The sequence below is a fragment of the Actinobaculum sp. 313 genome, from assembly GCF_003073475.1.
Taxonomy (GTDB): Bacteria; Actinomycetota; Actinomycetes; order Actinomycetales; family Actinomycetaceae; genus Asp313.
Map to the genome: position 1 here is coordinate 510,138 of NZ_CP029033.1, position 12,199 is coordinate 522,336.

Sequence of the window (12,199 nt, forward strand, 5' to 3'; positions counted from 1 at the left end):
ATGGCGCGAATCATTGAGATCTTGCGTGGCGGGCAGGAGGGTACGGATGCGTATCTGGTGCTGAACCAGCGCCTGCCGCGAGTGGTTGCCGCGCTACTCATCGGCATATGCCTGGCTGCATCAGGCGTGATCTTTCAAACCCTGTCGTCTAATGCTCTTGGGAGTCCGGATCTCATCGGTTTCACCACCGGTGCGACGACGGGCGGACTCGTGGTGATTATCGTGATGGGCCGTTCCACTGGCAATGTTCTGATGTTAGGAGCCTTCTGTGGCGGTCTCGCCACCGCGACGGCTGTGCTTCTTGTCGCCCGGGCCGGGGCCGGTACAGGGGAACGGTTGGTGGTGGCGGGTATTGCGATTGCCGCCATGCTCTCGTCGGTTAACGACTATTTGGTGAGCCGTGCGGATATTGAGACGGCTGAGGCGGCACGCGTATGGCAGCATGGCAGCCTTAACGTCATCACGTGGCGCAGTGTTGTGCCCTGGCTCTTGGTGCCGCAGTTGGGATTCCGCTGGCGATGGGTGCTGGGCGGGTTTTGCGCTATCTCGAATTAGGCGACGACGTCGCAATTGGTGTGGGTTTACCGTTGCGGCGCGTGCAGATCGGCCTTGCCGTGCTCGGCGTGGGGCTGGCGGCCGTCGCCGTGGCGAGTGGCGGTCCGATTGGTTTCGTTGCACTTGCGGCACCGCAGTTGGCGCGTCGGTTAGCCCGGTCCCCGGGTGCGGCGATGGTGCCAGCAATGGCGATGGGCGCGGCCCTGTTAGTGTGCAGCGATCTAATTGCGCAGCGGGCGCTGAGCCCCTTCCAGATCCCGGTGGGTCTGGTCACGGGGGCGATAGGCGGGTTGTATTTGGTGGCAATGCTGTTGCGGCGTCGCAGCGCATGAGAACGAACGCACGCAGCGCGTGAGAGCTACCAGTGCGTGAGAACGTACGCAGTGCGTGAGTTGCTACGCAGAGCGTGAGACCATACAAAGTGCGTGAGTCGCTAAGCGTGAGGATGCAGGAGTTAGGGACGTACTCGGGAGAACCCACCCGACAGGAGCTGGGGCAGGTCATGCGCGTTCTGCCCAGCCGATATATCGGTCCAGCGACTATCTATCGCGGACGCTTCCCGTACGTACATCTCGGATGTACTTAGCGGGAACGCCACCGACGATGGTTAGCGGTGCGACGTCTTTGGTGACAACAGCTCCGGCTGCAATAATTGCGCCTTCGCCAATGGTGACACCGCCAAGGATCGTCACATTGGGGCCTATCCAAACATTCGGGCCGATGTGGATAGGTGCGGGATGGAGGAGAGCGCGGTGGGCGGGATCCTCATCGTGGTTCAGAGTCGCCAGCACAGCGTTATGGCCGATGAGGAAGGTCGCTCCTGCAATCGGGTTGTTCCCACGCCCGGCGGTTCTTCCTGCGGTCGAAGGTCGCTGCCGGATTCTGCGAGATCAGTCGCTGAACTTGAGGCCGTTCAACTGCTCAACCATGGAGTTGAGCGTCTCCTCGTCGGGCGCGTTGATAGTGATATTCCACTGCACGCCATCCACAGCAACAATATAGATCCGTCCCGGTAGTCGCCATCGCCGTATCTCAAGATGTCGGTTGCCGCAGCGGGAAATTCGCCTAATTTGGTGACATCGGTCGTTGTCGAGTCGGTATACCCCCCGCTGATGAGCAGATCAGTCATCTCTTGACTGCTTGGAATTTGGTCAACGAAAACGTCGTCGCGCCGGAACACATAGTTGCAATACGGATCATCGGGGGCAACAGCCATTCCGCCTTGCGGGTTGTCGTTGCTGCTGAAGTAGTAACCGCTGGGCGGCGTGAATTCAGCGGTCCGGCTTCCATCGGCGGAGAACGTGAAGACGCCGTCGTGGAGAGCGTACTCCTCTACGGCCTCAACGTTGTTGCCGGTTGGAGAACGCGTGGGGGAAGGTGATGGAGAACCGCTTGTTGTATCTGTGCTCGGTGCGGGCGCTGGTGCTGGCGCCAATGTGACACTCGGTGCTGGTGTTGTGGTTTCGATATCGAGTCCGCCTGCAGTTGTCCAAAGATCGCAAGCGGTTAACGTGGCGCCGAGCAGCGACAGGCAGGCGATGCCTGCAAGGCCCGCGTTACACGGTGAGAAGACGGTGTCATCATGATTGGTTTTCCCTTCTATGTTGTATCCACCTTGGCACAAGACGCCGCGCCGCGCCATGGGGAAAGATACCCATGGCGATTTTGATGATTTTGCTTGTGTGATCGCGTGCGATGTGGTATGCGCCGAATGTTGCCTACGGGGTGCGGGGTGGTCCGTCGGCCTCGTCGGATGTTGTCCTGCGGGGTGGAGCGGCCGACGGCGGGACGGCGCAGTGCGGCAGTGATGGGAGGGATCGGGCGCGTGATGGTTGCTCGTGGCGGGTGGTGTGGGGTCATGTTTCGCCGCTCCACTCGAGTGATGGCGGTCGTGGGTCGTCATGTTCTTGTAGTTGCGGAAGGATGGGATTCTGATGGTGTGGGCGGGGTATCTGCCTGGTGGGGTAGGCGGTTCTCGTTGTCTTTTGGTTCTGGTCGGGCTGTTGGGTTTCGTTGGCTGCGGTTATGGCGTGGTGGCATGTGACTCTCCTTGTCGTGCGTGGTCTTCGCTGTCAGATGGGGCAACGTGTGCGGTTCTGTCTCCTCACGTCGGGTTACCGTCTGCGAGGGGTCGAGGCAGTGTGAGGCGTTGTAATGGTTGCCGCTGTTGCTCTAGTTGGTGGTGGGTATGAGGATGAAGGTTTCGGGTGGGTCGGGGTCGGTGCGTTGGTCTTGGAAGCTCATGACGGTGGGGGTGAAGTCTCCGGGGACTTGGTAGTACAACCAGCCTTCACCGGTTTCACCTTGTTCAAGCCAGTGGACCTTCACAAGGTATTCGTCGCCGTGGTAGCCGGCAGTGTCCATGTGGTGTTCGTAGTAGGTGCCTTTCGAGATGCCGATAATGTACCGGTCAAGATCCACGTAAGGGGCAACTCGGTCTGTGCCGTTGTTGGTGATGCGGAGTTTGACGCCGACGTATTTGTGTCCTTCGATGTACACGGGTTGGTCGGCGGCGGCGAGGATGTCGTTCACATTAGGTGAGTATTCCAAGATTTCAACGGTCCATTCGCCGACTTGGGTGGGGCCTGTGGATACTGGTGCGGACGCTGATGCTGACGGCAGAATCAGGGGTGACACGGTCACTGTCGCCGTGGCGGTGGGCGTGTCGCTCATTGTTGTCCCATTAGGTGTGGTCGAGGTTGTTGGTATCAGTGTTGTCGTGGCGACCGGTTGTGTGCTGGGCGTGGTCCGCCCCGCGATCATGATCCCGGCGATGACGACGGCCACGACTACTAGGGCGCCGAGGAGCGCCCATGCCCAGCCGCGCGGGCCCCGCCGCGTGGTGGGTGGTGTGGTAGTCGTCTGCGGCGTGCCACTACTGTTCGTGTGTTGGCGCATATGCGGGGCTCTGTTTGGCGGGAATGCCTGCGGTCCATCGGCAGGCGGTGGTGTGGTCATGGGGAGAGTGTCCTTGTCTCGTTCAGTTCCAGCCGTGGCGTGTGGGGAAACGCGGGCGTGTGCCTCTCGCGTCCGGGTTACCGTTTGTGAGGGGTCGAGGCAGTGTGCGGCGTTGTAATGGTTGCCGCTGTTGCTCTAGTTGGTGGTGGGTATGAGGATGAAGGTTTCGGGTGGGTCGGGGTCGGTGCGTTGGTCTTGGAAGCTCATGACGGTGGGTGTGAAGTCTCCAGGCACTTGGTAGTACAACCAACCCTCACCGGTCTCACCAGGTTCAAGACGGTAGACCTCAGCCAGGTATTCGTCACCCGGGTAACCGGCGGTGTCCATGTGGTGTTCGTAATAGGTGCCTTTCGAGATACCGATAATGTACCGATCAAGATCAACATACGGGCCGACACGTTCTGTGCCGTTGTTGGTGATGCGGAGCCTGACGCCGACGTATTTGTGTCCCTCGACGGTGACGGGGTGGTCGGCGGCGGCGAGGATATCGTTCACATTAGGTGAGTATTCCAGGATTTCAACGGTCCATTCGCCGACCTGGGTGGGACCGGTGGATACTGGTGCGGACGCAGATGCCGACGGCAGAATCAGGGGTGACACGGTCACTGTCGCCGTGGCAGTGGACGTCTCAGGCACGGTCGTCCCACCAGACGAAGCCGACGCCGTCGGTTCCGGCGTCGACGTGGCGACTGGTTGTTTGCTGGGCGTGCTCCGTCCCGCGATAATGATGCCAGCGACCACGACAGCCACGACCACCAGAGCGCCAATGAGCGCCCAGACCCAGCCGCGCGGGCCCGGCCGGGCGGCTGGTGGAGTGGTAGCGCCGTGGGTTGGGTCAGGTGTGTTGCCGTGTGGAGTTGGTGGTGTGGTGGTCATGTCGCTCCGCTCTGCTTGACTGCTGTGGGTTGTCTTTTGTGTAGATTGTGGCAGATCACGGAGCGGTGTGCAGTTTCTGATGAGTTTTCGTCATCGTTGTCGGGGTGTGACACGCGGTGTGACCTGCGTAAACATGTTGGGACGTCATTCTGGTGAGGGAGTGCGGGTTGTTATTCGTTGTAGACAGGGCTTGGTTTGCCGGGTAGAGTCTGTTCCATCACACACGATTCTGTTCCGGATTCGGGGTGCTCACCGAGTACGACCCTAACTGGGACACGAGGGGAGAGGGGACAGCAGATGGCGAGTCGAGAGCAGCGTGACACCTTGGCGGAGATCGCAACCTTCGACCCGAACGAAGCACAAGACCTCGCCAATCGGCTCAGTCTTATCAGTGAGGGTTTTGAGGGGTTGCGTCTGCGGATTAATGGGATGTTGAATCCTGATGATTGGGGGATCCGGGGTGCGACAGCGGATGCGATGTTATCGTCGCTGGAGTGGGTACGGAACCGCCTAGGAGACCACGCGGATGATACGGAGGCTATGGGTAAGTCGGTGCAGGTAATTGCTGATGCGACGATTCAGGCCCGGGCAGCGCATGAAGAAATCAGTGCGGGCACGCAGGCCTCGGATACTGCCTACAAGGCGGAGGTGGCGTCTATTGGTATGACGAGTAGTATGCTTCCTACCCCGGCCAATGCGCTCCGTACCACAGCTGGCATGGAGCATGCTGAGCAGGCGCATGAGGCTCGCGATGCCGGGTATGAGGAGCGGGCTGGGCGGATGGTGGATTATGTGGGTGAGGAGGTGGATCGGGCGATTCGTATGCTGCCTAGGAGTGAGAAGGCCGAGCCACGGTCCTATGTCACCTACGCGCCACCGTTGTCTGGTGTGGATTCGTCGGTGACGGGGCTGCCGTCTGATGGTGGTGCGTCGTATGCGGCGGCGTTGGCGGAGGGCCGCCCGACAGACACGGACCCAGACCTAGACGTGTCGGATGGTGGTGGGTCTGTTGTTCCGTCGGTGGGTGCGATTGCTGCTGGTGTGGGTGTTTCTGGGAGTTTGGCGTGGATGTTTTCGTGGTATGCGGGTGAGCGTGTCGAAGGCATGGTGGGTACTCCACAAGGCAGGATGATCCGAGCTGATTCGGCGGAGGCACGCTACTTGTATGGTCCGGGTGGAGGGGATTTGATGGACCGGGTCCGGGAAGCCGGACGTCTCTCCTTCCAAGACAACAACAACCCCACGGGTGGTGCGGCGGGTGCGGCTGCGGGTGCTGCTGGTGCGGCGGGGTTGGCTCGTGGTGCGGCATCTGGTGTGCGGTGGAGTAATGCGCAGCAGATGGGTATGCGTCCCACCCGTATCCCCTTATCAGGCCAACCACAACAAGCCACCGGTACCGGGGCCCGGGGAACCGGGACCGGGACCCGAGGCACGGGTGTTCGTGGTGGTCAGGCCCAGCAGGCCGGTATGCGTGGCACGGGTGGCGTTCGTGGTGGTCAGGCCCAGCAGACTGGTGCCCGCGGCGGCCAAGCAGCTGGTGGTCGTGGCACGGGTGTTCGTGGTGGACAGCCTGCTGGTGGTCGTGCTGGGACTGGCCGTGGAGCCGGTACGGGCGGCGTCCGGGGCGGGCAGACACAGCAATCTGGCCGTGGGACGGGTCGTGCTGGAACGGGTGTTCGCGGCGGCCAGGCCCAGCAGACTGGTGTCCGTGGGGCTGGTGTTCGTGGAGCGCAGGGCCAGCAGTCTGGCGTGCGTGGTGCGGGTGTGCGTGGTGCTGGTCGGAAGAGGGATGAGCGGGAGCGGAAGTGGAGTCCGGAGGTGCGTTTTGCTATGCGTGGTCGGGAGGTTCCGGATCCGCAGGAAGAGGAACGCCGCAAGGAGGAAGCGCTCAAGCGTTTGGATGCGGTGTGGTTGAGCCGCCATGGTGCCGAGAGCATCCGTGAGCGTGAGCGGCGTGAGGCCGAAGAGGCCACCCGCCGTGAAATGTTCTCCCGGCCCCTCCTGTACTGGCGAGAGCCCCGCGAAAACGAACAACAACAATAAACCCGACCGGTGACCTGCGCGTCCAGCTGGTTTAGATCAGTAGGCACGGGTCGGTCTTTGAAGGCCCTCATTTCTGGCAAAGGAGACAAAACGATGAGTATCGAGTTCGACCGTGAAGCTGTTGGCGTCAGTGCGAAAGAACAGTGGAATGACTGTGAGGAATTTGGCGCGTTGTTCGCGTATTTGCGTGAAACGGTAGTGGCGTACTGCGCTTCTAAGCTTCCTTCTTTTGACGGGCCGGGAACCGAGAAGCTGGATGCGGCGCTTAAAGAGTACCAGGCGGCGATGCGGGACGGGTTGGGGGAATTCTCCAACGCATGTGCTGTTTTAGGGTCGGGTGCGCAGGGTGCAACAGCCGATTTTGACGAGACTGAGTCGCGCCAATCGGAGGCGTACAAAGAGATGGAGGCGATACTCGGTGGTGGCGAGGACTCATGATGCGGCGGCGTCTGGTGGGTAGTGCCCTAGCACACGGCGGCTTTGCAGACCGAGGCACATGCCGTGAATTACCACAGCGAGAACTGTTTCTCATGCGTGGCGCGTTGACACGCGCAACGTGTGATGCGTTGATGATGGAAAGGTGTGGATGATGGCGTCCGGTTTCACGTTTGAGGTACCACCAGACACGGCAGGGGAGTGTGAACGCGTTGCCTACCGTTTGGAGCAAGCCGGTGGTCGTGTTGCGGCAACGCAAGTGGCGACGGCGACCGGCGGTGTACCGGGATGGATTGGTGAATCAGCGGACGCCTATACGGATCAGATCCTCGCGGTGGGCGGCAAGGCACGGAAGATGGCCGACGCACTGCGGTTTGCATCGTCTCCACTAAGGGAATATGCAGATAAAGTGAAAGAGACGATCCGCAACATCGGTGCCTTGCAGGAGGATTACGATGCGGCTGAGGCCGCGTATGAAGCCAAGACTGCCGAGATAGACGAGGCACAGGCCGAGGTGGCGACCAATGCGGTGACACCGTATACGCAGGGGGATGTGGATGCGTGGCGCCAGCGTGTGGACCAGGAATGGCAAGAGACCGTGGTGGAGTTCAACAACAAATATAAGGGTCTGTTGACAGAGCTCGACGAGGTAGCAGACAGCACGGCTGCAAAGGTCTTAGCGGCGCAAGATGAGATCATCAACCCGGATGTGCCACACAGTTCCAGGTGGGAGACGGGCTTGAACATTTTTGGCGACGTGCCTTTGGTGGCGGGTGCGATTGAGTGGAAAACCGCCGATAAGGAAGCGCGAGAGATTGCCACGGTTATTTCGGATCCGAACCTGACGGCCGAGGATGTTGAGGCTTTCAATACAAAGTACGGCGATAAAATCCAAGATCCTTTTGTCGCCAATGCGCTCTTGCAGTACGTTTCTGCGGACGACCTCGTGAGGTTCTCGCTGCGGATTGATCGCGCGTACTCCCAGGAGGATATGGCCGCGAATCCCGATCTTGATCGAGAGGTTCGCGATGACGTGCTCTGTGCGATAGGCACCACCATAGCGCTGGGTACAGGTGGAATGAACCTGGCAGGAGATAACGCTGAGAGGCAGATCCTCTTTGAGCAGGTCAGAGATGGCATCGAGACCAGATCGGGAAAGCCGTTGGCATCACAAACACAGCGGTTCGTAGAAGATCTTAAAATGGTGGGAAGAACCGAGTATGACCAGGCGAACTTAGATTCAAACATGACCTGCGACATCGGCACAGACGGGTACGACATCATCCTGCAACTTGTGGGCGAGGCGGGATATGCCAATCCGGAGTTGACATTAGGCCCGGGATTCTTCGAGCCGCCTGCGGGAGGTGGCGTGTCCGTGGCGCAAGATATCGTCGCCATGGATGCCGAGGAAATGCGTTGGAAGGGTGAACGAACTCCTCAAGCCCAGTTCGGAACCTACATCTTCGGCTCGGACCGCGCGGTCCATGAGCCTCTGCAGGCCATGTATATGTTGATGGATCGGCCTGAGAGTTTAGATCCGCAGACCGGCGACCCGGCGCTTCTTGCAGCAGATCGGCGCAGATTAGATTCAGTACAGCTGTTCTTTGCCGGTGATACGCCGACGGGCATGGATATCAACCACGATGGCGTCGTCGATAGCAATGACAAACCGATGAACATGACACGCTACCTCACCGGAGGACGGACATACGCTACGTGGGAAGAAAACCAGTACTACGGATTCGAAGACGGTGGCGAGCAGTTTGGGCGTGTGCTTCAGCAGGCTGCAGATACCGGGGATGTGCCGGATCGCAGTCAGATGACCGATGAGGAGTGGGAGCAGTGGCAGAAGCGTGATATGACTGCGACGACGATTGCGGCGAACTTCCTGTTCGGTTATCAGGATGGCCTAGATGTGGTCCATGACTTCAACATGCTCCGGGACACGGACAAGGTCGACGGCCAGGACGCGTTCGGGTATCACAACCCGAATCTACGTTCCTGGGCAGGATTGATTCTGGAACCGCATGTGGATGGCATCGCGCTGTCGCTCCTGGCGGCTGGTTCGTCGAATGGCGTTGTCGCTACGGGTAATGGCGACTATCAGATCGTGTTTGATACCTACATGAGGGCAAAGTTGCTCGGCCCAGATGGGGTGATTCTTGACTTGGGGTTTGATGAGCCTGAACTCAATAACAATGGAACGCCAGATGACGAAAGCGACGATTATTGGGAGGGAGGCCGCGCCCCGGCAATCGATAATCTTCTGGTCGCCAGTCAACGCGGCTATGAGGAAGAGCTGGATGATGCGCTTGATGGTGTTGGCGGGACGCCACCGAAAGACGTTGTACAGAGGTGGAACCCGATGCTAGAGGCTTTGTTCACGGTAGATGCGGATGCCTCTGATGAGGCAAAACACGCGCTTGATGTTCGCAATGCTCGGTGGAAGGGGTACATTATGGCAGGAGCGGGCGCTATTCCGGGCGGCGCCTTTTTCGATGAGAGTGACAAGGTCGCAAATTACTTCTTCGACCAAACCAAGGCGAACGGTGTTGCACCCGTGGTTGATTTCCTGCTCCCCACCAACAATGAGGAACATGGGGATCAGGCGGCGGCCACACTAGAACTCAACAAGTACATGGAGCAAGCGGTCTATCAATCTATGAGTACGCACGGCTCTTTTGAGGACTTCGCGCAGACACCGGAAGAGTTCATTAAGACGGACACTCAAAACCTGGAGCCATTCTTCGATGAAAACGGCGACATCATTCCCTATGCGGATCAGACGGATAAACAGCGGACATCCTATGAACGGTATATCCAGAACCAATCGGGAGGGTCGGGCTACGTCGAAATTGTGAATTCGGTTGGGGGTTTCACTGCGGATAGTGCCGCTCAGCACTCCAATGCGTACGATATGAGCAAGCGGTATCGGGGGAAATGATAGTGCGTAGTGCACGCCGTCAACGGGTTCATCGGAGTATAGCCGCATCCGTGATCGCCGCGTTGTGTTTTCTTGCAGCGGCGTGTGGGGTGTATCGTCCTGAGGTTGCGGAGGTGACGCCGTCGGTGCCGTCGACGTTTGTGGCGACCGATGAGGCTAGGGATGTGATGCATGCTGACGTGCCGTCGGGGTGGAGTGAGGTGCCCGTTGACGGGGAAGCGATTTTTTTGATCACTCCGGATGGGTCTTCTTCTGCGGTTGGTGTGGCTAGTATCAGTGCCGCGCATTTTCCCTTGGTTATTCTTGACCGATCGCAGTATCGTGCTTATGGCGGAGATGCTAATGAGTATGATCTGGAACGGTGGATGCGCGGACTTCTCATCGATAGAGAAAGGTATCCGGCTAGTTCGAGTTTCGTTCTGTTGCCTGATCGGTATATTGATGGAAATCCGGCGCGTGGGTTCAGCTGCGTGTTTCGGACCGCAGACGGGACTGCGAGGCGTTGGGAGACTTGGTATGTCGGTCGTCATGATGGGGTGTGGGAGATCAGGTTGACGTCGGGCCCTGGTCATACGGAGTTGCCGGCGGAGTTGGACGGGATTTTGGATACGGTGAGGTGGACGGCGCCGTCGTCGGATGCGGATGGGTGAGACGATGGGTGGGTTCCTTCCTCGGAGGGGTGGCACTAAGCGCCTGCTGGCTGCGATCACCGCGTTGTGTTTTCTTGTAGCGGCGTGTGGGGTGTATCGTCCTGAGGTTGCGGAGGTGACGCCGTCGGTGCCGTCGACCTTTGTGGCGACTGATGACGCTCGGGATGTGATGCATGCGGATGTGCCGCCGGGGTGGAGTGAGGTGCCCGTTGACGGGTTAGTGGTCTTCTTGATCACTGCGGATGGGTCTTCTTCTGCGGTTGGTGTGGCTAGTATCAGTGCCGCGCATTTCCCCTCGGTTATTCTTGACCGGGCGGAGTATCGCGCGTATAGCGGAGATGCTAATGAATATGACCTGGAATGGTGGATGCACGGACTCCTAATTGACAGAGAAAGAGTTCCGGGTAGTTCGAGTTTTGCTCTGCTGCCTTCTCGGTATATTGATGGGAATCCGGCGCGTGGGTTCAGCTATGTCTTTCGTGATGCTAACGGGGCTGCAGTGCGGACAGAAGTCTGGTATGTCGGTCGTCATGATGGGGTGTGGGAGATATTTCTGGAGTCGGATCCAGGTCATACGGAGTTGCCTGCGGAGTTGGACGGGATTCTGGATACGGTGACCTGGAGCGCGCCGTCGTCGGATGCGGATGGGTGAGATGTTGGACCGAGCCCTGATACGACAAGGCGGCACGATACCCGGGGATGAATCCGGTACTTATGCTGCTGGTGCTACCTGGCCTGCTGAGTCGGCTCGGCTCGCGGAAGTGGCTGCCGGAGGTGCAGGAAGTGACAGGCCGGTCGCCAGGCGAGATGTTGCCGCTCACGCTATACGCGGATGCGGCATGTTTGACAGTACAGCTCGGCTACCTGGAAAGGATGGTGTGTTGCCATGAGGCATCGTTTGAGGAAGCGTGGATTGCTTAGGCGCCGTGCCCGTGATGCGGTGGTCGGCGCTCTCGCGGCGGCGGTGGTCTTTTGCCTGGCCGCGTGTGGTAGCGATGATAGGGCCAGCAGACACACCACTTTTGTTGCGACAGCGGAGAGCGTGTCGGTTATGGATGCGGAACCTCCAGCCGGGTGGGTGGAGATCGCGCAGGACCCTGATCCGGGGATTGAGTATCTTGCCTCGGCTGATGGAAGCGCGGGTTTTACGGGGGCGAGCGTACGGGCGACGCGCATAGCGCCGGATATATTGGAACTTAACGGCTATTGGGTTGAGGACCATCCGGATACTTTCGATTTGGATGCTATCCAGCGCTCATGGGTCGGCAGAACACAGGCATACGGCCAAAACGATCAGGTGACGGAGCTTCCCGAGCGGATGATTGATGGCAATCCTGCCCGTGGCTACTCGTACATCAGTACCCGCGAGGACGATACGTACTATGAGATGTGGATCGTTGGGCGTCCAGATGGACTGTGGCGAATCACTTTCAATGCGCCACACGGCGAGGACAGCCTGCCAGCAGGACTAACCGAAACGTTCCTGGACTCGATCACCTGGGCCACACCCACGCCGACGGGTGCGACACCGAGTGTATCTAGGTGACGGTACCCGCCTGTTTATTGGGAGGACAGGGCGTGGAACCGGTGCGCCGACCGGCACGATAAGACGGCGGTCCGCCGCGCTGGGCGGCAACGAAGTCAATGCGGCAGTGGAGTCAGTGCGGCGGCGGAGCCGCCCTCGTAGCGAAATGCGCTCTCGCGTATCGCCCGCACTGGAATCAAGTGGTATCGCCCG

General features: G+C 59.4%; 11 protein-coding genes and 1 pseudogene. 9 read left to right on the top strand and 3 right to left on the bottom strand.

Features of this window, described 5'->3' with window-relative positions; genetic code table 11:
• Positions 1 to 887 (top strand): annotated as a pseudogene (locus DDD63_RS02195) (iron chelate uptake ABC transporter family permease subunit).
• A gap of 207 nt (positions 888 to 1,094) precedes the next feature.
• Here DDD63_RS02195 and DDD63_RS02200 read toward each other — a convergent pair.
• Positions 1,095 to 1,346, bottom strand: coding sequence for a DapH/DapD/GlmU-related protein (locus tag DDD63_RS02200; protein ID WP_240611339.1), 252 nt, complete (start codon positions 1,344 to 1,346; stop codon positions 1,095 to 1,097).
• Between the two features lie 341 nt (positions 1,347 to 1,687).
• On the opposite strand from DDD63_RS02200, the gene DDD63_RS11950 reads away from it, so the two are divergent.
• On the top strand, positions 1,688 to 1,936 hold the full coding sequence (locus DDD63_RS11950; RefSeq protein WP_125482407.1) for a hypothetical protein: 249 nt from the start codon (positions 1,688 to 1,690) through the stop codon (positions 1,934 to 1,936).
• A gap of 791 nt (positions 1,937 to 2,727) precedes the next feature.
• Here the strand turns inward: DDD63_RS11950 and DDD63_RS02210 are convergent.
• Together DDD63_RS02210 and DDD63_RS02215 are read right to left on the bottom strand one after the other, a co-directional pair.
• Positions 2,728 to 3,513, bottom strand: coding sequence for a hypothetical protein (locus DDD63_RS02210; RefSeq protein WP_125482408.1), 786 nt, complete (start codon positions 3,511 to 3,513; stop codon positions 2,728 to 2,730).
• Between the two features lie 135 nt (positions 3,514 to 3,648).
• Positions 3,649 to 4,389 (bottom strand): hypothetical protein, encoded by a 741-nt coding sequence (locus tag DDD63_RS02215; RefSeq protein ID WP_108714997.1) that lies wholly within the window; start codon positions 4,387 to 4,389, stop codon positions 3,649 to 3,651.
• A gap of 297 nt (positions 4,390 to 4,686) precedes the next feature.
• Here DDD63_RS02215 and DDD63_RS02220 point away from each other — a divergent pair, with 297 nt between their 5' ends.
• The 7 genes from DDD63_RS02220 (at position 4,687) to DDD63_RS02250 (ending at position 12,007) form a co-directional block, all read left to right on the top strand.
• Entirely contained in the window at positions 4,687 to 6,432 is a 1,746-nt protein-coding gene (locus tag DDD63_RS02220) for a hypothetical protein (protein WP_108714998.1), read from the top strand.
• A 93-nt stretch (positions 6,433 to 6,525) separates the two neighbouring features.
• Entirely contained in the window at positions 6,526 to 6,870 is a 345-nt protein-coding gene (locus DDD63_RS02225) for a hypothetical protein (RefSeq protein WP_108714999.1), read from the top strand.
• Between the two features lie 148 nt (positions 6,871 to 7,018).
• A complete protein-coding gene (locus DDD63_RS02230) occupies positions 7,019 to 9,811 on the top strand; it encodes a hypothetical protein (protein ID WP_108715000.1) in 2,793 nt (930 codons plus the stop codon).
• Positions 9,812 to 9,900: 89 nt separating this feature from the next.
• Positions 9,901 to 10,461: a hypothetical protein gene (locus DDD63_RS02235; protein ID WP_125482409.1), complete on the top strand. Its 561-nt coding sequence runs from the start codon at positions 9,901 to 9,903 to the stop codon at positions 10,459 to 10,461.
• On the top strand, positions 10,454 to 11,113 hold the full coding sequence (locus tag DDD63_RS02240) for a hypothetical protein (RefSeq protein WP_108715002.1): 660 nt from the start codon (positions 10,454 to 10,456) through the stop codon (positions 11,111 to 11,113). The genes DDD63_RS02235 and DDD63_RS02240 overlap by 8 nt, the downstream gene beginning before the upstream one ends.
• Before the next feature lie 47 nt (positions 11,114 to 11,160).
• Positions 11,161 to 11,382 carry a hypothetical protein gene (locus DDD63_RS02245; RefSeq protein WP_108715003.1) on the top strand — a complete coding sequence of 74 codons (222 nt, stop codon included), beginning with the start codon at positions 11,161 to 11,163 and terminating at the stop codon, positions 11,380 to 11,382.
• Entirely contained in the window at positions 11,375 to 12,007 is a 633-nt protein-coding gene (locus DDD63_RS02250) for a hypothetical protein (protein WP_125482410.1), read from the top strand. The genes DDD63_RS02245 and DDD63_RS02250 overlap by 8 nt, the downstream gene beginning before the upstream one ends.
• Positions 12,008 to 12,199 lie beyond the last annotated feature (192 nt).

Bases quoted from the DNA above. Each gene is read 5' to 3' on its own strand.
- DDD63_RS02210 (WP_125482408.1), bottom strand. From the start codon at position 3,513: ATGACCACACCACCGCCTGCCGATGGACCGCAGGCATTCCCGCCAAAC.
- DDD63_RS02215 (WP_108714997.1), bottom strand. From the start codon at position 4,389: ATGACCACCACACCACCAACTCCACACGGCAACACACCTGACCCAACC.
- DDD63_RS02220 (WP_108714998.1), top strand. From the start codon at position 4,687: ATGGCGAGTCGAGAGCAGCGTGACACCTTGGCGGAGATCGCAACCTTC.
- DDD63_RS02225 (WP_108714999.1), top strand. From the start codon at position 6,526: ATGAGTATCGAGTTCGACCGTGAAGCTGTTGGCGTCAGTGCGAAAGAA.
- DDD63_RS02230 (WP_108715000.1), top strand. From the start codon at position 7,019: ATGATGGCGTCCGGTTTCACGTTTGAGGTACCACCAGACACGGCAGGG.
- DDD63_RS02240 (WP_108715002.1), top strand. From the start codon at position 10,454: ATGGGTGAGACGATGGGTGGGTTCCTTCCTCGGAGGGGTGGCACTAAG.
- DDD63_RS02245 (WP_108715003.1), top strand. From the start codon at position 11,161: ATGAATCCGGTACTTATGCTGCTGGTGCTACCTGGCCTGCTGAGTCGG.